The 20,448-nt window shown below is 63.1% G+C and carries 14 protein-coding genes; 5 read left to right on the top strand and 9 right to left on the bottom strand.

Annotated elements, in window-relative coordinates:
* Positions 1–7 precede the first annotated feature (7 nt).
* The 3 genes from QLG12_RS07595 to QLG12_RS07585 form a co-directional block, all read right to left on the bottom strand.
* Positions 8–1,930, bottom strand: a complete 1,923-nt coding sequence (locus QLG12_RS07595) for a beta-propeller fold lactonase family protein (RefSeq protein ID WP_282474245.1) — start codon at positions 1,928–1,930, stop codon at positions 8–10.
* 75 nt (positions 1,931–2,005) lie between these two features.
* The gene (gene mnxG, locus QLG12_RS07590) at positions 2,006–7,828 is read right to left on the bottom strand and encodes a manganese-oxidizing multicopper oxidase MnxG (protein WP_282474244.1); all 5,823 of its coding nucleotides are present in this window, start codon (positions 7,826–7,828) and stop codon (positions 2,006–2,008) included.
* A 203-nt stretch (positions 7,829–8,031) separates the two neighbouring features.
* Entirely contained in the window at positions 8,032–8,643 is a 612-nt protein-coding gene (locus QLG12_RS07585; RefSeq protein ID WP_221615678.1) for a lytic transglycosylase domain-containing protein, read from the bottom strand.
* Positions 8,644–8,846: 203 nt separating this feature from the next.
* Here QLG12_RS07585 and gspG point away from each other — a divergent pair, with 203 nt between their 5' ends.
* The 3 genes from gspG (at position 8,847) to QLG12_RS07570 (ending at position 11,162) form a co-directional block, all read left to right on the top strand.
* Complete coding sequence (gspG, locus tag QLG12_RS07580) at positions 8,847–9,275, top strand: type II secretion system major pseudopilin GspG (RefSeq protein WP_011333421.1); 429 nt, start codon at positions 8,847–8,849, stop codon at positions 9,273–9,275.
* A 14-nt stretch (positions 9,276–9,289) separates the two neighbouring features.
* Positions 9,290–10,477: a type II secretion system F family protein gene (locus QLG12_RS07575; protein WP_064595139.1), complete on the top strand. Its 1,188-nt coding sequence runs from the start codon at positions 9,290–9,292 to the stop codon at positions 10,475–10,477.
* Positions 10,478–10,553: 76 nt separating this feature from the next.
* On the top strand, positions 10,554–11,162 hold the full coding sequence (locus QLG12_RS07570) for a hypothetical protein (RefSeq protein WP_282474243.1): 609 nt from the start codon (positions 10,554–10,556) through the stop codon (positions 11,160–11,162).
* Between the two features lie 149 nt (positions 11,163–11,311).
* Here QLG12_RS07570 and QLG12_RS07565 read toward each other — a convergent pair whose 3' ends face one another.
* Complete coding sequence (locus QLG12_RS07565) at positions 11,312–12,211, bottom strand: LysR family transcriptional regulator (RefSeq protein WP_282474242.1); 900 nt, start codon at positions 12,209–12,211, stop codon at positions 11,312–11,314.
* Positions 12,212–12,373: 162 nt separating this feature from the next.
* Here QLG12_RS07565 and QLG12_RS07560 point away from each other — a divergent pair, with 162 nt between their 5' ends.
* On the top strand, positions 12,374–13,390 hold the full coding sequence (locus tag QLG12_RS07560) for an alpha/beta hydrolase (protein WP_108560823.1): 1,017 nt from the start codon (positions 12,374–12,376) through the stop codon (positions 13,388–13,390).
* A gap of 63 nt (positions 13,391–13,453) precedes the next feature.
* The gene (locus QLG12_RS07555) at positions 13,454–14,881 is read left to right on the top strand and encodes a mechanosensitive ion channel family protein (RefSeq protein ID WP_197870884.1); all 1,428 of its coding nucleotides are present in this window, start codon (positions 13,454–13,456) and stop codon (positions 14,879–14,881) included.
* A 58-nt stretch (positions 14,882–14,939) separates the two neighbouring features.
* Here the strand turns inward: QLG12_RS07555 and ycaC are convergent, their stop codons facing one another.
* From ycaC to QLG12_RS07530, 5 genes are all read right to left on the bottom strand, one after another.
* Positions 14,940–15,566: an isochorismate family cysteine hydrolase YcaC gene (gene ycaC / locus QLG12_RS07550; RefSeq protein ID WP_011333417.1), complete on the bottom strand. Its 627-nt coding sequence runs from the start codon at positions 15,564–15,566 to the stop codon at positions 14,940–14,942.
* 69 nt (positions 15,567–15,635) lie between these two features.
* Positions 15,636–17,474 (bottom strand): amidohydrolase, encoded by a 1,839-nt coding sequence (locus QLG12_RS07545; RefSeq protein ID WP_197870882.1) that lies wholly within the window; start codon positions 17,472–17,474, stop codon positions 15,636–15,638.
* 45 nt (positions 17,475–17,519) lie between these two features.
* Positions 17,520–18,146 (bottom strand): antibiotic biosynthesis monooxygenase, encoded by a 627-nt coding sequence (locus QLG12_RS07540; protein ID WP_197870880.1) that lies wholly within the window; start codon positions 18,144–18,146, stop codon positions 17,520–17,522.
* The gene (locus QLG12_RS07535) at positions 18,139–18,555 is read right to left on the bottom strand and encodes a DoxX family protein (protein ID WP_197870878.1); all 417 of its coding nucleotides are present in this window, start codon (positions 18,553–18,555) and stop codon (positions 18,139–18,141) included. The genes QLG12_RS07540 and QLG12_RS07535 overlap by 8 nt, the downstream gene beginning before the upstream one ends.
* A gap of 95 nt (positions 18,556–18,650) precedes the next feature.
* Positions 18,651–20,405: a hypothetical protein gene (locus tag QLG12_RS07530; protein ID WP_282474241.1), complete on the bottom strand. Its 1,755-nt coding sequence runs from the start codon at positions 20,403–20,405 to the stop codon at positions 18,651–18,653.
* Positions 20,406–20,448: the final 43 nt, after the last annotated feature.

Genomic DNA, 20,448 nt, shown 5'->3' with positions numbered 1-20,448 from the left:
TTCCTCGTCACTGAGTCTGGCCGGGCAGTACCCGGACACTGGCAAAGGTCTTGTCGTCGAAACCGGCGCCCAGCGAGGCCGCGCGCACGTGCAGGTACCAGGCGCCGCTGCGATCAAGCGTCACCGGTGCTTCGTACACGCCGTCGGCAACTTCCAGCGCCGCCACTTCACGGGGCCGGGAGGTCGGGGCGAGGAAGTAGCGCAACTGCACGTCGGTCACGCCGCTGCGTTGGGTCTTCTGTTTGCCCTGGACGATGCGGAACCGCACCACGTAGGGGTCGTTGAGGGCCACCGAAGTCTTGTCCAGCAGGAACTCGACTTTTGCCGCGCCCAGGTGTTTTTCAGGCGCGCCATCGGTCGCCACCTGGGCGCTGAAGCAATGAATGATGTTCGGCTGGTTGAGCAGAAACGCCACGTCGAAGCGCCCCGCTGCCGGCAGCTTGACCCGGGCGCTATAGAGCCCCGGCGAGACTTCGCGCAGGCTGCGGTCGATCACCAGCGCGGCGCGAGCGATTTGCCCCCGGTTGGGGTAACCGGACATCGGCGCATTCATGCCTTCGGCATAGAAATAGGTGGTGTTGTCCACCGGGTTGACCACGAACACCGCGTTGTCATCGCGCGATACCGCGAGGCTTGACGCCAGCGGCAGATCCCCGGCCAGCCGTGGCGGCTGCGGCCCGGCTTCAAAACCCTGGGTAATCGGCTGACGCCCTTCGCCCAGCGACGACAGGTTGATCATGGTGACTTTCGGCGAGGCCAGTCCGCGCACGTAGGCATACGCCTGGGTGAACACCACTTGATAGGGTTCGGCCGAGACGTCCAGATCATGGATCGCCGAATCGTTGGCCGCGTCGATCACCGTGGCGCGGTTTTCCACGGTGTTCAGCACCACGCCAAACCGGCCGTCGGCGCTGAAACCCATCGGGCCGAGGCCCTGTTGCAGCTTGATCACCCGGCGTACGGCGCGGCTGTTGCTGTCGATCACGGTGACGGTGCCGTCCTTGCCATCGGCCACGTACACCGCGCCGGACAGCGGCGAGTACGCCACCGACAACGGGCTGGAGCCGGTCCTGACCTGTTGCAGCAGGCTCAGGCTGGCGACGTCGATGACGCTCAGGGTGCCGTCGTCGCGGTTGCTGACGAAGGCGAAACGGCTGTCCTTGCTGAACGTGATTTCGTGGTGGCCGCGTCCGGTCGCCAGGTGTTTCAGCGGTTTGAGGCTCTGGGTATCGATCACCGTGACCCCGGATTCTTCAGCCTTGCTCGCGTTGTTGCCGACCCACAGCAGGCGCTCGTCCGGTTGCAGCGCGACCCGCACCGGTTGGCTGCCGGCGGCCACCGAGTCGATGACCTTGAATTGCTCGCTGTCGATCACCGCCACTTCCCCCGCCGTCGGCATCGACACGAAGACCCTTTTGTTGTCCTTGGGCGTGACCCAGTCCATCGGCGATTGCTTGAGTTCGATCCGCGCCAGGGTGCTGGTGATGCCGCCGACCGAGACTGCTGGATCAACCACCGAAGCGCTGGCATCGCGATTCATCACCAGCAGGAAATAGCTGTTGAGGTCGAGCAGCGGCCGCGCGCCGATGTTGGATTTGAGGAACGTGCCGACCCGCGACTTGCAGCTCTGGTCACGGCCCTGGGCCTGATCGGCGGCGACGGCTTGCGGATCGATCCACGCCCCCGGTGCCACACCGGACAACGGCTGGCCGGAGGCGCCGTCGGTGACACGAAACTGCACGTCGGCGAACTCGCCCTCACGCAACTGACCATCGCTGGCCAACGGCTTCAGATCGAAGGCGATCGACACGCCGTCGCGGGTCAGCACCTGCCCGGCGCCGGTTTGCGCCAGGGCAATCTCGCTCAGCGTGAGCAGTGCGCCGGCCATCGCCAGCAGGCAGATGCCGAGGATGTTGATGATCCTGTTCATGTCGCTCTCCCCTACAAATCCTGTCCCCACCTTTGGGAGCGGGTTCACCGGTTCCCACAGGTCGCGCATTGGCACCTACTGAGCAGGCGGCGCCGGCTCCGGCTCATTGGTCACCCGCAGCAATCCCCACAGCCCCGAGGTATTGCCATAGGCCGCGTAATCGCGGAACAGGTAGTCCCCCGGTATCGCGTTGCTGCCCCCGGCGCTCGGGATCATGAAGCTGAAGTGCGCCGCCGGCAGGATGCTTTCGTGAGCGCCGATGTACATCGACATCGGGTTGTAGCCGAAGCGCACCGAACCCACGCCCGGCGTGCCCATCGGATAGCCGCCGGTGTCGCTCTTCTCGGCCTGGAACGGGTTGAGCGACCAGACGTGTCCGTCGAGCTGGAACGTGGTGCCGCGACTGCCGCCGCTCGGCATCAGGATGTGCGTACGGAACGGCTGGCCGGGTTTGGCATACAGCACCGGCGTCTGCGGATCGCCGCCCACCAGCGCATTGCTGTAGGCCATGTGCGCATTGCTCATGTCGCCGTAACCCGCGCCATCGGCATGGCCGAACGGTGCATCCGGAGCGAGGCCGAAGCGGTACCACAGCGGTTCGGTCTTGTAGTTGATGGCCATGCTCGAGTTGTCCTGCGGATCGGTCGGCACGCCGAAGCCCTCGGCAGCGATGCCTTCGACAGGCCGGCCATTGGCCCAGCGAGTATTCAGCGCCTTGTGCCAGACCATCGCGAAGTCGCGGTAAGTCGTTTGCCCCGGTGCAGTGACTGTGGCGTTGACCTTGCGCGCATCGTCGACCCAGGTCGCGCCGATCGGCAGGATGCTCATCGCACCACCCAGGCCTTTTTGCGGTTGCTTGATCACATCCGCCGGGGTGATGTTCAGGCCTCCGAACTCCACGGCCGTGGCATTGATGTTGTCGACACTGCGCCCCAGTTGCGTGACCGGTTTGCCTTCACGCTCCAGGTGCCCGGCGTAGTACTGATAGGTCCGGGTCGGGTAGGCGCCGCTGCTGCCCACCCGTGGCGGCACGGTCTGGGTCGGGTTGGCGCCGACGTTGGCACCGTCGGACTTGGTGATGTCATAGGCCAGCAGTTGCGCGTGCAGACCCACATGGCTGGACGGCCGCATCAGGTTGTTGCTGAAGGTGGTCGAGCCCAGGCCGCTGTTGCGATCACGTTTGACGATGCCCTGCATCACGGCGGTCTGGGTCAGGTCGGGCATCACGCTCGGCAGACGGTTTTCCAGGGTGATATTGATGCAGTCCCCGGCCGCTGCGCGCAGCACCAGCGGTTCGACCGGAATGCCGGGTTTGAGCTTGCCACTGACCGGATCGAGGTCGGATTTGCGCACGTACAGGATCGCCGTCGGATCATGCAGCGGCCCGCTCTGGCCACCGATGGTGATGGTCTCGCCGTCCTCCGGATCGGTCACCGTGACTTGCGGGATGCTCACCGTGCGCGAGTTCAGCACCAGGGTGCCGCCCGCCGGATTCAGCGGCCCGCCGACATGCTGACCGAGCCCGGCCGAATCGCCGATGCTCAGGCCCAGCGAATTGCCGAGGATGTCGTTGGCCAGCGCCGCCACCACTTCATAATTGCGCTGCACCGTCGGCCGGGTGCCGATACCGTTGGGGTTGGCGCTGATCCGTGGGCAACTGCCTTCGAAGGCCACGGTGTTGCGCATGCCGGCCGGACTCGGGTTGTTGGGGATGGCGAACAGGTCATTGCGTTTGGCCGTGTAGTTGCGCATCACGCCCCAGATCCCGCTCCAGTAGCCTTCGATCGAAGCGTCCATCGAGTACAGATAGTCGCCTGTGGTGGCGGCGGAGCTGGAGAGCATCGACACGGGTGCGATGAAGCCCATCTGTTCGGAGATGCCGATCATCTGCGAGGCGCGCCAGCCGGAGTTGGAGCTGTTGCCGAAACCGGAACCGCTCTGCAGCCACTTCACGCCGTGCAGGGTGACGTTGTGCTCTTCCTCGTGGCCGCCGGCATGCACCCGCAGGCGCACGTTGTCACCGGTGTAGGTACGCAGCATCGGGGTGAACGGGTCGCCCGGCTCGCTGCCGCCCTTGTTGATGTGCGGCGGGAACAGCGTGGTGCCGCCAGTCGGTCCGGTGGCAGCCGTCACCAGATTCGGCGCCAGGTTCATCGCCGGGATCGCACGGTCGGTACGACTTTGCATGGCGTACGCCAGATCGCCGCCGAGGCCGTCGGCCTGCATGCCGCGCTTGCCGTCCGGGCCGACCTTGTTCGGGTCGTAGACCCGCAGGGCCAGCGGCTCGTTGCGATAGTTGACGACGAACATGCCCGGATCATCCACGGAGATCGCTTGCGGGCAAGGCCGGCTCGGGCAGCCCGGCACCTGACCGCCCTGCACTTCCAATACGCCTTCGAGCAGAGTGCTGGCGTTGTTGCGCACCGGCGGGTTGATCGCGTAGCGGAAGCTGTCGGCGGTGGCCGGGAAGGCTTGGGGATTGGGCACGCCGTTGGGGCCGGCGCCCACGTACACACCGGCTTCATAGGCGTGCTGGAAGTCGCTGTATTCGAGGAAGAACTCACGGAAGCTGTCGTTCTTGCCGTCGCCGTCGAGGTCGCCGGTGTTGATCACCGCCTGCCATGAAGTCGGCCCACCGTCCTGCCGTGCGCCGCTGTACAGAGGCTCGCCGGTTTCGGCGTGGAACCAGGTGGAACCGGCCGGTTCCGCCAGCACCGTGGCATACAGGCCGATCTGCTGGTGAGTCGATGGGCCGAGGTGGTCGTGGGTGAAGATGGTGCCCAGCCCCCGATCCACGCCCTTGGCGTTGACCACCGGGTCGACGAACCAGCGTTGCATGGCCGTGCGTGCGCCCATCCAGTCACTGCGCCCGAACTGACCGAAGAACGGATGCGCCTTGGCTTTCGGGCACGCCTGGGTGCCGTCGCGCGGATCGCTGCCCTCGCACTGGTTGAATTCGCGGATCGCATGAATGCGTTCCTGAACAGCACCGGGCGAGAGCACGCCGTCCTCGTAGTTCCAGCCGTTGGAAGAACCGTCGGCGGAGGTCAGGTCCCACTTCGGCAAGTGAATGTGCTGGCCGATCACGTCGGTCGGCGTGCGCACCTGATAGTCGTCCATCTCGTAGGTGGCGGGCACCAGGTTGGTTTGCTGGTATTGCACGCAGTCGAAGGTGTTCATGCGCATCACCAGCGGCTCTGGCGGACGCTGTTTGGTGATCACCGGCCAGGCGTCTTCCCACAACGCCAGAATCCGGGCTTGCGGGAAGTGATAACCGACCTTGTTGTACACCGCGTCGAACTGGATGTTGGCGGCCTTGTAGATCCGTGGCCGGTCGGCGGTGAAAGTCGAGGCGCCGACGAAGGACATGCCGTCCAGCCGGTCACCGCTGGCGAATTCACCGCTGCCGGCGCTGCTGGTCAGGCGTTTTTGCCGGTCGTCCATGCACGGTTCGTAGTACGGCGCACCGGCCATCGGCAAGGCGCCGTTGGTGCGGAAGGCCTTGGCCACGATCTGGTTGCCGGGCAGCAAGGCAAAGCTTGGGTGATCCTTTTTCGCGTGGAACGCCATCGCGGCCTGTTCGACTTCAGTGCCCTCTTCCGGCAGGTAAATCGGTTTGGCGCGGGTGACTTCCTTGGAGAAGTCCAGCGAGGTGGTCACGGTGTGCGCCGCGCCTCCGGCCGATACCCCGTCGAGGGTGTGACGCTGCAAGCCGCCGTCCCAGCCGCCGGACTGATTCGGGTCGAGGTTGGCCCACAGCGCTTTGCCGCTGGCTTTCAACGATTGCGCGGTGGCGGCGTCGAGCATGTCCAGCGGTGGGGTTGGCGGACGCTGCCCCACCGAACTTTCCATGCCGCCGATCCAGAACGGATAGCCAGGGTTTTTCAGGCTGCCGTCGGCGTTGCGGTTGGCTTCGCTGCGATCGACCAACGCCAGGGAACCAATGGCTTGCGAACCACCGTTACCGCCGTGGTGTTCGCCGTCGTCCTCTTCTTCATCGTCGTCGTTGCCGGCGACCAGGGTTTCGCCGATTTTCGGCACCACCACCACTTTGCCCGGCATCGGCGCCATGGCTTTGCCGGGCAGCGGCACCACGGCAGGAATCGGCGTGCCGGCAATGATCTCGCCATCCGGCAAGGCGCGGGCACCGGCAGCCGGTTTACCGCTGCGCAGGGCGTAAGGTTCGCTGTGATAACCATCGGCGCCCTGTTGCGAGACTTCCAGCCGGGTGCCTTCCTCGAACACATCGTGCACCCGCCACATCGACCACATGCCCTGGGCGAAATGCGGGTAGAAGTGGCAGTGATAGATCGCATCGCCGGCCACCCGGTTGCGGTTGCCGGAGCCGCCGTTGGCGATTTCGTAGGTATAGCCGGCGCCTGGGCCAATGCCTTGGGCATCGACGTAATCGGAGTTGTCGTCGTTGGGGTTGAACAGCCACTGATGGCCGTGCAGGTGAAAGATGTGCTGCTCGTGGCCATTGTGGGTGTTGCGGAATTTGACGAAGTCACCGATGTAGCTGTGGTTGACGTTCGACGGCTCCGACGGATACAGGGCCATGGTGGCCTTGACGCCAACCTGATCGGCGCTCGGTGTCTGGCCGGGGGCGATGTTCTCAAGCCCGGTATTGGCCGGCACGTCCACCAGCATCGCCACGTCACCGACGGTATGCGAGCTGAGGAAGAATTCTTCGTAGGCGCACGACAGGCAATCGTGCATCGGTCCCACGCCGAGGCGGTTGGCGACCACTTCGGCACCCATGCCGCCGGAACCGTAGTTGATCATGAACGAGTCGCGGGTCGGCTCCAGCACATGGGCCATGACCGGGTCGGCCCAGTAGGCAGGGAATGCCTGGGTAGCGGCGGTTTCGTCCTGGAACTGCGAGGCGAAATCGCGAAACGGCTCGAGGCGGTTGGGGATCGCCGGGTTGCGTTTGCCCATCGATTCCAGCGGATAGGTGCTGGGCGCAAAACTGCCATCGGCGTTGCTGCCCATGACAATTGCATCGCTTTCGCTGGAGATGATTTCGTTGCCGTCGACCATGCTGATGATCGGTGTACCGGCCTTGCCTTCGCGCAGCCACGGTTCACGCTGCGGATAGCGAGCCTGGTAATCGACGATGGGGTGACCCGCTGGTGTGCGGCCGGTGGTGGCCAGACGCATTTCTTCTTCGGTGAGGGTGTTGCGATAGGTGCGTCCCGACTTCGGCACCACCACGACCTGGCCGAACAGGCCATTGGCGGTGTTGCCGGCCGCGCCTTCCCCGCCGAATGTCGCACCACGGCTGCTGACGGCAAACGCCCCTTCGCGCTCGGCGTACAGCACGTACGACCGGCTCGCGCCCGGCGGCACCAGGGTGTTGGCGTTACGCCCGGTGTAGGAGGAAATGTCGTCGATGCTGTTCACCGCTTGCAGGCCGTTGACCTGGAAGCCGACATGGCGGTCGGCGACCTGCTCGTCGACCTTGAAGGCATCGGCGCCACCGGGGTTCACGGTGCCCTCCTCGCCTTCAGGCCCTTCGAAGTGCTTGTTCGGGTTGGCCTGGTAATCGAGCAGGTTCTGCAGGTTGATCGTCAGGCAATCACCGGCGGCCACCCGCAGCACCAGCGGCCGTGGACGTTTGTCCGCACGCAGCGACACCTTGCCCGGCACCGCGCTGCCGCCGTAGGCCAGCGAAACGTCATGCTCATCGACCACATCGCGGCGCAGGGCGTACATCATGCCATTGGCATTTTGGGCACCGAGGCGGTTGAACATCAGCGGTTGATCGAAGGCGACCACATTGGCCACCAGATTGCGCTCGCAGCGCACAGCGGCACTGGCCAGTTCGACGCTGAGCATCGAGACCAGCAACAGCAGCCAGTTCAACAGGGGCGGTGCGTGGTGAATGCCAACCATGATCGGAAACCTCGTAGTGGGTGCTCACAGGGAACGATTCTCGATAAAGCCCTTGGAGCAATCCGCATGCCACAAAAAATGTCGTTCCAACTCAAACGGTTACACAGGTCACTTGAGAATCCGGGGGATATTCCCCACCCGTTTCCCCACTTTTCCGAGCCCCTCGGGTTTGCCCCGAAAGTGGGGAAAACCAGGACTGGGGGCTACAACGGCGCATCCACCGCCAGCCCCTGCAAGCGCCGGTACTGACGCAGCACGCTCGGGACATAGCGCTGGGTTTCGGCGAACGGCGGAATCACCCGACCCCGGCTGAGCACCGCGTCCGGCCCGGCGTTGTAGGCCGCCACGGCCAGGGCGATGTCGTTGTCGAACAGGGTCATCAGGCGCTTGAGGTATTTGGCCCCGCCCTGGATGTTGGCCTTGGGGTCGTAGACGTCTTTCACCCCCAGCTCGCGGGCGGTGTCGGGCATCAATTGCATCAGTCCGCCAGCGCCTTTGGGCGAGGTGGCACCGGGGTTGTAATTGGATTCGGACTTGATCACCGCGTGCAGCAAAGCCTCGGGCAGGTGATTGGCGCTGGCCGCCGCTGACACCAGCTCGGCGTAGGGCTGGTTGGCGATCAATTGCGGTTGCTGGTCAAGGCTGACCAGCGGCGCATCGGACTCGCGAATCACCCGCTCGTAAGTGCGTCCGGGACGGTGGACGTTCGACAGCACGTAGCTGCCCTTGGCGTCCATGGAAACGAAGACATCGGCTTGCGCGACACCGACCGACAGCACGCAGCCGAGCAGTCCAGCAGTGAATGAATGGATCATTGGGCCTCCCCTGACAGGCCCCGAAAAATTGGGGGAAATGCCCCACTGACCCGTCGTTGACCAGCCGTACGCAAGCACTGTGCCGACTCTTGAAAAGCCCGTAATACAAGGGTTCCAGCCGGACAGCCGAATTTATCGGGGGCTGAGCATGGCAATTGCATAAGCCCTTTCGGCGACACGGCTGCCACTCACGGGAGGTCATCATGAAGCTGCAATTTCGTCCGCGTGCCCAACGCGGTTTCACCCTGCTCGAATTGCTCGTGGTGCTGGTGGTGCTCGGCCTGTTGGCCGGGATCGTCGCGCCCAAATATTTCGCCCAGCTGGGGCGTTCCGAGGTGAAGGTTGCCAAGGCGCAGATCGAAGGCCTGAGCAAGGCGCTGGATCTGTACCGGCTGGAAGTCGGCCACTACCCGTCCACCGAACAAGGCTTGCAGGCGCTGGTGACCGCACCGAGCGACGAAGCCAAATGGACCGGCCCGTACTTGCAGAAAAAACTGCCGCAGGATCCGTGGGGGCGTAATTACACCTACCGCTATCCCGGCGAAAACAGCGAGTACGACCTGCTCTCGATGGGCAAGGACGGCCAGCCCGGCGGCGAAGGCGAAAACGCTGAAGTCACCAACTGGCAATAAGCGGAGCTCACGGCATGCGATTTCAACTCAAAGCAGTGGGCAAGGCCGGGGTGGTGTCGCTGAGCGTCGAGGCGCCCGGCCAGAGCGAAGCGCGGCGCATCGCCGAGGATCAGGGCTTGCGCGTGGTCAGCCTGCACGCCGAGCGCCACTGGCGTTCGTTACGCCTGAGCAAGCGTGAAACCTTCAACCTGGTGCTGTTCAGCCAGGAACTGACCACCTTGCTCAACGCCGGCCTGCCGCTGATCGATGCGCTGGAAAGCCTGGCCGAAAAAGAAACGGCCCCCGCCGCCCGTAAAACCTTGAGCGAGCTGGTGCGGCTGCTGTACGAGGGCAAATCGTTCTCCCAGGCGCTCGGCCAGTTGTCGGCGGTGTTCCCGCCGTTGTACGTGGCGCTGGTACAGTCCAGCGAGAAGACCGGCGCGGTCGGCGATGCGCTGGGCCGTTACGTGAGCTATCGCCAGCGCATGGACGAGGTGCGGCAGAAGATCGTCAGCGCTTCGATCTACCCGCTGCTGTTGCTGGTGGTCGGCGGTGGCGTGGTGCTGTTTCTGATGGGCTACGTGGTGCCGCGCTTCAGCCTGGTGTTCGAAGGGCTGGGCTCGAACCTGCCGTGGCTGTCGCAGATCCTGATGAGCAGCGGCATGTTTCTGCACGCCCATCAGGGTGAGTTTTTCGGCCTGTTGGCGACAATCGTCATCGCCCTCGCCGTGCTGCAGAAACAACCGGCGTTTCGCCGTGGGCTGGATCGGCTGGTGGAGAAACTGCCTGCCGTGCACCAGCGGATTTTCATGTATGAGCTGGCGCGGTTTTACCGGTCACTGGGGATTCTGCTGCAAGGCGGGATTCCGCTGGTGACCGCCATGGGCATGGTGCGCGGCCTGCTCACCGTGGCCTCGCGAGCGCGGCTGGACCAGGCCTGCGAGCGGGTGCGCGAGGGGCAATCGTTGTCCACTGCCCTTGAGCTCAACCATCTGGTGACGCCCGTGTCCCTGCGCCTGCTGCGCGCTGGCGAGCAGTCCGGCAACCTTGGGCAAATGATGGAACGCAGCGCCGATTTCTACGACGAGGAAATCAGCCGCTGGATCGAGTGGTTCGTGCGGTTGTTCGAACCGCTGCTCATGACTTTCATCGGCCTGTTGATCGGGGTGATCGTGATCCTGATGTACATCCCGATCTTCGAACTGGCTTCGAGTATCCACTGACCTCGGGAACGGGTCGGATCACACGCAACAAGCCACATCCACGTTCCCAATCAAGACAACAAAGACGGAGAACGATATGCACATTCAAAAGCTCGTGCTCGCAATGGCCATCGGCGCAGTCCTGTCGGCGTCTACCGTACTGATTCCGGACAACCTGTCCGGGGTGTCGAGTGTTCAGGCCAAGGAAGGGGGAAGTGGTGGTGGAGGAAGCGGCGGCGGCGGTGGTAACGGTGGAGGTGGCGGGGGTAATGGAGGGGGCGGTAGCGGAGGCGGTGGTGGCGGTAATGGCGGGGGTGGCAGCGGAGGCGGTGGTGGCGGTAATGGCGGGGGCGGCAACGGAGGCAATGGTGGGGGTCACGGCGGCAGCGGCGGTGGCGGCAACAGTGGCAGTGGCGGCGGTGGCAACAGCGGCAGTGACCACGGTTCGGGACATTCCGGCAACACGGCGTCATCGGGCCGCAGCGGCACGCATTCTGAACCCGGCGACGACCACGGTGTACATCGGGCCGGTGAAGTCGGTGATGACCACGGCGTGCATCGCGCGGGTGAAATCGGTGATGACCGTGGCGTACATCGCGCTGGTGAAATCGGTGATGACCGTGGCGTACATCGCGCTGGCGAGATCGGTGATGACCGTGGCGTACACGTTGGCGGCGAGCTTGGCGATGACAAGCGCGCCAACTGACCCGAACTGAAAGCACCGCAATCCCTGTGGGAGCTGGCTTGCCAGCGATGAGGCCTGGTCAGTTAAAGCATCACTGACTGACCCACCGCTATCGCGGGCAAGCCCGACTCCCACAGGGCTCATCGGTGCCCACCCGTTCACCGCAAAACCTAGAGAGCGACATGATTCTGATCCAGCCGCTCACGCAAAAACTCGATCAACGCCTGCACCGGCCGTGATGCCTGGCGATGCTGCGGGTACACCGCCGACAGCGTCAGCGGTTCCGGCCGAAACTCGTCCAGCACCGGCACCAGCCGCCCATCCTTCAGCGCCGCGCCGACAATGAACGTCGGCAGATAGGTAATTCCCATCCCCGCCACCGCCGCATCCCGCAGCAACTCACCGTTGTTGACGCGCATCCGCCCGGTGACATTCACCAGCAGCGGCTTGCCCTGCCCCGCATTGAACCGCCACTGCACCGAACGCCCGTGGCCGTAAGGCAGACAGTCGTGGCCCAGCAGATCTTCCGGTTTGACCGGCGTACCGCGCTCGGCCAGATACGCAGGACTGGCGCAGTACACCCGTTCGATTGACGCGATGCGTCGGGCGATCAGGGTCGAGTCTTCCAGTACGCCGATGCGCAGCGCCAGGTCGTAACCCTCGCCCAGCAGATCCACCGGCCGGTCGCTCAAGTCCACCTCCACCGTGACCTCGCGATAACGCTGCAGAAACGGCGGCAGCAGACAGCCCAGATGGGCCAGCGCAAACGACAGCGGCGCACTCACGCGAATCGCTCCGCGCGGCTCGGCAGTCTGCCCGGCGATGCCCTGCTCCACCGACTCGATTTCACCGAGCAAACGCAGCGCCGACTCGTAATAGCTCTGGCCCAGCGGCGTCACGTCCAGGCGCCGGGTCGAACGGTTGAGCAATCGCACGCCGAGGCGTTCCTCCAATTGCATCAGGCGACGGCTGACGAACTGCTTGGAAAGGCCCAACTGATCGGCCGCCGCCGTGAAGCTGCCGGAGTCCATCACCTGGCAAAAAATACGCATGTCTTCGAACGGGTTCATTGTCACTCTCTGGTTGACAGTTAAACGCTTTATAGCCGCTTTTTCACTTTCCGGCACCTCATTAATCTGTGCTCACGGTGTTGCTGAGGCCTGAAGCCCAGCGCCACAGCAGCCCGATCCCAAGGCATACAAAAACTCAAACGACTTAAAAAGGAATTGCACATGAACATCAAGAAAACCCTCGCCGCTTCCCTCCTCGCCCTGTCCATCGGCAACGCCTTCGCCGCCGAAAGCACTGGTGTCGAACACAACACTCAGGCCTTCCTCGACGCCCTCGCCGCCGGCGGTGGCAAACCCCTTGAACAACTGAGCCCGAAAGACGCCCGTGCGGTGCTGACCGGCGCCCAGGCTTCGGTGAAGGTTGACCTGTCCGGGGTTGAAGTCAGCGACAAGGCGATCAAGGTCGACGGCCAGACGATCAACCTGAAAGTGGTGCGTCCGGCCAAGGTCAAAGGCGAGTTGCCGGTGTTCATGTTCTTCCACGGTGGCGGCTGGGTGCTGGGCGACTACCCGACGCACCAACGCCTGATTCGTGATCTGGTGGTGGGTTCCGGCGCAGTCGCGGTGTACGTCGATTACACGCCGTCGCCGGAAGCGCAGTACCCGACCGCGATCAATCAGGCTTACGCCGCGACGAAATGGGTGGCCGAGCACGGCAAGGACATCGGTGTCGACGGCAAGCGTCTGGCGGTGGCCGGTAACAGCGTCGGTGGCAACATGGCGGCGGTCGTAGCGTTGATGGCCAAGGAACAGAAAACCCCGGCCCTGCGCTTCCAGTTGCTGATGTGGCCGGTGACCAACGCCGGGTTCGATAACGGCTCGTACCAGCAATTCGCCGAAGGCCACTTCCTGACCAAAGGCATGATGCAGTGGTTCTGGGACAACTACACCACCAACCCGGCCGAGCGTGCGCAGATCCATGCCTCGCCGCTCAACGCCAGCGCCGAACAGCTCAAGGGCCTGCCCGCCGCACTGGTGCAGACCGCAGAGTTCGACGTGCTGCGTGACGAAGGCGAAGGCTACGCCCGCCACCTCGACGCGGCTGGCGTGCCGGTGACCTCGGTGCGCTACAACGGGATGATTCACGACTTCGGCCTGCTCAACCCGCTGAACGGCATTCCTGAAGTGAAAGCCGCCGTGCGTCAGGCAGCAGCGGAACTCAAGACCCACCTGAACTGAGTGCAACCCCTCGCCACACCTTCGGGTGTGGCGTTTTCTTTTGTGTCCGCCGGAGTTCACCTCATGAGCCTTTTTTCTGCCCACCTGCTGTCCTGGAGCGCTCTGCTGCTGGTGCTCGACACCTTGCTCTGGCACCTCGCACCGTTCAAGCATCGCGCGCAACGGGTCGCCGTGCGACTGGTGCTGTTCCTGGCCTTCAACGCGCTGGCCATCAACGCCGGCGTCAGCCCGTTGCAGGCGCCGCTGTTTGCCGACGACCCGGTGGCGCAACTCGGGGCGACGGCACTGGGGATTCTCTGGTGGCTGTACGCTGCGCGGGTGCTGACCGAAGTCATCGGTCTGATCCTGATGCGCCGCATCGGTCACAGCGGCCGCCTGCTGCAGGACGTGATCGGGGCGCTGGTGTTTCTGGCGGCCATCGTCGCAGCGGCCGGTTATGTGCTGGATCTGCCGGTCAAAGGCCTGCTGGCGACTTCCGGGGTGGTGGCGATCGTCATTGGTCTGGCGCTGCAAAGCACCTTGGCCGACGTGTTTTCCGGCATCGTGCTCAACACCACCAAGCCGTATCAGGTGGATGATCTGGTGGTCATCGATGGTGTCGAAGGCAAGGTGCTCGACATCAACTGGCGTGCCACGCACCTGCTGTCCAGCACCGGCACTCTGGCCGTGGTGCCGAACTCGGTGGCGGCCAAGGCCAAGATCGTCAACCTCAGCCGCCCGAACAACCTGCACGGCGTGTCGATCAGCATCAAGGTGCCGAACCACATTCGCCCGCGCCGGGTGCTCGACGCCCTCGAGCGCACGCTGCAAGGCAGCAGCAGTTTGTTGCTGACGCCCGCGCCGAAAGCGGTGCTGAAAGAGGCCGGCGACGAAATGTCGGAATACGTGGCCAGCGGATTCATCGCCGAACTGGGCAAGAAAAGCGAGGTGCGCAATCAATTGTTCGACCTCGCCCACCGCCATCTCGAAGCGGCCGGTATTTCGCGGCACCCGGACGGTGTGATCGAACCTTCGACCCGCGCCCGCGCCTTGCTCGATGAAGTGAAAATCTTCCGCTCCCTGAGCCACGAGGAGCGCGATCGCCTCGCCGAGTCGATGGTCGCGCAGCAGTACAGCGCCGGGCAGGTGGTGCTCGATCTGGAGGAAGTGCCGGACAGCCTGTACGTGATTGCCACCGGTGTGGTCAGCGCCAGCGTGCCGGATGGCAATGGTTTCACCGAGGCCGGACGCATGGGACCGAGTGAGGTCATGGGCGAGCAAAGCATCCTCGCGGACACGCCTTCGCAAGCGACATTTACCGCGCTGACGTCTTCGATCATTTATCGCCTCGACAAGAACCTGACTCGCCAGTGCATGGAACAGCGCAGTGAAGTGGGTCGGGCGTTGAACAAGTTGCAGGCGGTACGGCAGCAGAACAGTCGGCTGGCGTTGATGGCCAAACCGGCACCGGTGAAAAAAGGTGGATTTCTGGGCTGGTTGCAAAAGCGCTGAGCCCTTTTCTGAAGGCAAAAAGAGGCCCGCCATTTTGGCGGGCCTCTTCGTTACAAGCTTACTTGGCAGTGAACTTGGTGTAGCTGTTGATCAGGTTGCGGTAGTTCGGCAGACGCTGCGACAGCAGATTCGCCAGGCCTTCCATGTCGTTGCGCCAGTCACCCTGCAGCTCGCAGGCCACAGCGAACCAGTTCAGCAGGTGTGCACCGGCAGCCGACATGCGCGCCCACGCCGCTTGTTGCACGGTGGTGTTGAAGGTGCCGGAAGCGTCGGTGACCACGAACACTTCGAAGCCTTCAGCGATGGCCGACAGGGTCGGGAACGCCACGCAGACGTCAGTCACGACACCGGCGATGATCAGTTGCTTGCGGCCGGTAGCCTTGATGGCCTTGACGAAGTCTTCGTTGTCCCAGGCGTTGATCTGGCCTGGACGGGCAATGAACGGTGCGTCCGGGAATTGCTCTTTCAGCTCAGGCACGATCGGGCCGTTCGGGCCGGAATCGAAGCTGGTGGTGAGGATGGTTGGCAGGTTGAAGAACTTGGCGATGTCGCCCAGTGCCAGCACGTTGTTCTTGAACTCGTTCGGCGAGAAATCCTGCACCAGCGAGATCAGACCGGTCTGGTGGTCGACCAACAGCACAACGGCATCGTCTTTGTTCAAGCGTTTGTAAGGAACGTTGCTCATGTGAAACTCCTCGATGGATGGTTGTTGCGGGGAGCGCCGCTCACACAGAGCGGCGCTTTTTCAAAAGGATCAGAACGCGAAGCAGGAGCAGCCGAACGCGCCCCAGAAACCGGCGAAATCGCTGACCGGCGCATTCGACATCCGCGCTTTTTCATGGCTGTGGGTATGCACTGCGCACGGGCCGCTGCACTGATGAACCTGGGCCTGCAAGGGCGAATTCGGGCGCCAGTGGCCAGGGACTTTCACTACCGGCGACCAGTCCGGCAGCACCGGCAATGAACGTGGGCCGAGGTCTTCGAAGTCGCCGGCGGCGTACACAATCTTGCCGCCCACCACGGTCATTACCGACTCGATCCACTTGATCGCTTCTTCTTCGACGCTGAAGAAGTCCGCGCTCAGCGCTGCCAGGTCCGCCAGTTGCCCGACCTTGATCTGGCCCTTCTTGCCCTGCTCGGACGAGAACCAGGCGCTGCCATGGGTGAACAGTTCCAGCGCGGTGCTGCGTGGCAAACCTTCTTCGTACAGCGCCAGACCGCCAACGGTGCGACCGCTGACCATCCAGTACAGCGAAGTCCACGGGTTGTAGCTCGACACCCGAGTGGCATCGGTGCCCGCGCCGACCGGCACGCCTTCGGCAAGCATGCGCTTGATTGGCGGTGTGGCTTCGGCGGCTTGTTTGCCGTAACGGTCAACGAAGTATTCACCCTGGAACGCCATGCGATCCTGGATCGCGATGCCGCCGCCCAGCGCTTTCACCCGCTCGATGTTCTGCGGGGTGATGGTTTCGGCGTGGTCGAAGAACCACGGCAGGCCGTTGAACGGAATATCGCGGTTGACCTTCTCGAACACATCCAGCATGCGGCTGATCGATTCGTTGTAGGTGGCGTGCAGACGGAACGGCCAGCGCTGCTCGACCAGGTGGCGCACCACCGGCTCCAGCTCCTGTTCCATGGTTTGCGGCAGGTCCGGGCGCGGTTCGAGGAAGTCTTCGAAATCCGCTGCCGAGAACACCAGCATTTCCCCGGCGCCGTTGTGGCGCAGGAAGTCATCGCCCTGATGCAACTTGACGCTGCCGGTCCAGTTCTGGAAGTCGGTCAGCTCTTCTTTCGGCTTCTGGGTGAACAGGTTGTAGGCGATGCGCACGGTCAACTGGTCGTCTTTGGCCAGTTGCTCGATCACCTGATAATCGTCCGGGTAGTTCTGGAAACCGCCGCCGGCATCGATGGCGCTGGTCAGGCCGAGGCGATTGAGTTCGCGCATGAATTGGCGGGTCGAGTTGACCTGATATTCCAGCGGCAGCTTGGGCCCCTTGGCCAGCGTCGAGTACAGGATCATCGCGTTTGGCCGCGCCACCAGCATGCCGGTCGGGTTGCCGTTGGCATCGCGCACGATCTCGCCGCCCGGCGGGTTCGGCGTGTCGCGGGTGTAGCCGGCCACGCGCAGCGCGGCGCGGTTGAGCAGCGCACGGTCGTACAGGTGCAGGATGAATACCGGGGTGTCCGGCGCGGCCTGGTTGATTTCTTCAAGAGTCGGCATGCGCTTTTCGGCGAACTGGAATTCGTTCCAGCCGCCGACCACGCGCACCCATTGCGGGGTCGGTGTGCGGTCGGCCTGATCCTTGAGCATGCGCAGCGCATCGGCCAGCGACGGCACGCCTTCCCAACGCAGTTCGAGGTTGTAGTTCAGACCGCCACGGATCAGGTGCAGGTGCGAGTCATTGAGGCCGGGAATCACGCAGCGACCCTTGAGGTCGACCACTTGAGTGCCGGAGCCCTTGAAGGCCATTGCTTCGGCATCGTTACCGACGGCGACGAAGCGCCCGTCCTTGATTGCCACGGCGCTGGCGAGGGGTTTTTCGCGGTCTACCGTATGAAATTGGCCATTGAACAGAATCAGATCGGCGTTCATCGCAGTTCCTTCGAGATAAGTGAAACGGAGCCCGGACCCACCGCTTCAGCGCGGCGGGTTGGCGTTGGATTCCAGGTGTTCATGGGGCTGACTGGCGGTCAGCCATGGCGCGAACAATCGGGTGGCGGCCGGCATGCACACGTAGACCACCGACACCACGATGGTCAGGGTGATCAGAAACGTCGCGACCACATAGTTGGAAAGAAATCCGTTGAGTTTGAGCAACGGCCCCCAGATCAAGGGCACCAGCAAGGTATGTGGCAGGATCACGAAAAGTGATACCACCGCCTGCTTCCAGCGCGGGGGTGGCGAGGCGGCATCGGCCAGTGGCGTGAACCAGAACTCGTTGGCGGCATTGACCTCGGTCTGATCGCCGTCGGCGAGCATCGGCGCGGCTTCATCGATCAGTTTCTGACGCTGCGGCGAGTCGAGCCAGCGCTGCATCGCGTCGGTCGAGCAATAACGCAGCACGCAGGTGAACAGCGCGAGCCCGCCCTGCTGGCTGCGCATCACGTCCACGCCCAGATGCCCTTCTTCGCGCCCTGCCACGCTGACGATATTGCGCAGCCACGCTTCGTACGGCTGTTCGAAACCAGCCTTGACCCGGTGCTTGACGATGAGCGTCACGGTTTCTTCGGGTCCCGGTTTTTTCGGGGTCTGGGCATCAGGCATAACGGAGCACTCCGGGCAAACGAACATTGAGCGCCAGCCGTCCCGGCCCGGCGATCAGAACAGTGGTAAACAGGATCAACAGCAACCAGCCGAACTGCCCTTCGGCCACACTCCATTGCGGATGCACAACCAGCAGCGCCACCAGCAGCACAAAGAGAATAGGCAAGCACGCCAGACGCGCCAGCACCCCGGCGACGATCAGCAGCGGACAGAGGACTTCGGCGAAGATCGCCAGAATCAAAGTGAGATGGGCACCGAGGTGGAACGGGTCCTCGATCAGTTGCAGCTGCGCGGTGAAGTCCAGCAGCTTGGGCAAGCCGTGGACGAACAGCAGAAACAGTCCGCCGGCGACCCGCAGGAACAGCAGGCCGAGATCTTGCGCCTGGTCATTGCGTTGTACAGCGTTCATGGGCCCACCCTTGATCAATCATTGCAGGCAATGGTGCAACGATTGATCGGGGGGAAATTGGATGGGTGTGCTCTCTTTGCTCTTGATCGCCCGCCCTACCGAATCGTGTATTGACGCAGGACAAAAGCCTGAGCCGTTGACGAATTCGCGACGGTGTCCAGGTTGACCCTGAAGCGCACGGTCAACGTGCTGCCCGGACGCAAATCCTTCAAATAGCTGAATAAGACAATGACGCTGTACCCGCTATTGAGGACCCAGCTCTGGTTGACGGTGACATTGCCTGTCCACATCGCGAGATTATGGGGGGCGCCGTTGATGTCTTCGCCCTCCAGATCCAGCCAGAGTGCCTGCAATCTCGCGATATGCGGCCATACACCAAAGCGCAAGGTCGCACCGCCCTGCACATTGGCCAGAATCAGGTCCGACGTACCATTGGCCTCGAGGAAGACGGGCGGAATGAACCTGTCCGCCGGGATCATCCCCACATTCAGATGAATGGGCCCCAAAGGCACAGGCTGGGCCGTACCGCGATCATATTCGGCGCTCACCGTTACCCGCTTGCCCAGGCTGAACGCCACGAGCGTAAGCGGCAATGGGACTCTTCTGGGACGCGTGGTACCGGCCGTGAGGGTATTGGTCGTATGTGAGCCCGCCGCCGGGGTTCCCGGCGCAGCAGTCCAGCGGACTCTGATCCGGTCGTTGGGCTGGATGTCGTAATCCACGACAGCCGTCAGACTGGTCAGTACCGCCAGAGGATCAACATTGCCATTATCGGGCGCCTCGGCAATCGTTACTTCCAGGTTTTGAATGACGACATTGATGCGCCTCGGACTGGACACTCCCCCGCTGCCATCCGCCAGCCGGACCGTGAACGAATGCAGGCCTCCGGTCAGTGCATCTGCCACATAGGTCCAGATACCGCCCACTGCGTTGACGGTGTCGAGAAAAGTTTGACCATCGAAGACGTCTATCGCGCCGAAACCACTACCGCTCAGAGTAACGCTGGTGTAGCGGGTGTCTGCGCCATCGGCGACTTCGCCATCGAGGTCGGTCACCGACGATATCCTGGGCGCATTGGCAGCTTCTGTCAGGACGATGTAGTTTCGGTGAGCAAACGGCTGGGCCCGGGACAGATCCGAACTCCTTTCCAGCCCGGCCATGAACTCCAGCCTAAGCACGCTGCGATTTTTCAAACCCAGTAGCGGTGCTGCAGGAAAAATCTGCTCGACGAAACCAAACCGGATGAATTCGTCGTCGATGACCTCCGCCAGCCAATACCACGCCTCGAACACACTGTCATCGACAGCGGTACCTACGAACTTGACCCAGTAGAACTGCCCCCTTCTACTCAATAGCCAGGCGTCGATCCGCAGCGTGAAGTCAGTCAGGTTATTCAAATCGAGCAACACCCCATGACCGGCCATGTCTGCCTGCTTGATCAACGGTCGGGTGAGATCGCCTTGCGCGATGGGCAGTACATAGACAATCAGCGGCTGCGATGTCAGCGGCACCCCGGTATCGGGATAAACGGTGTAGGTGACGATCGCGGTTCGCCCGAGATTGAAGGTCACCAACTCCGTGTCCAGACGCACCTCTTGGGGATTTTGCCCGGTGAAAGGAATGCGCGGCGTGGTGTGCGACCCCTCTGCTCCCGTCCCGGGCGCCCCTGCCCAGGTCACGGTAAAACCGCCAGAAGTCTGCCCGTGGTGCCCGACGAGCATGGTTAATGTATGCCTCGACCGTGCCGGATTCAGAAGTCCAGATGAGCTGCCTTGTTGCGTCTCCGGACTTTCCTGGATCGACGGAGGCGGCAGCTCAGCGCTGCCAATAGTTTGAGCCGGGGCGTCCATATTTCCATCCCTATAGCGCTGGCCATATCGGCATGGGCCAATC

Origin of the sequence: Pseudomonas sp. V88_4 (assembly GCF_029967985.1) — a bacterium.
GTDB classification, from domain to species: domain Bacteria; phylum Pseudomonadota; class Gammaproteobacteria; order Pseudomonadales; family Pseudomonadaceae; genus Aquipseudomonas; species Aquipseudomonas glycinae.
Note: the sequence above shows the minus strand (reverse complement) of the source record. Positions and strands in the feature narration are given on the sequence as shown.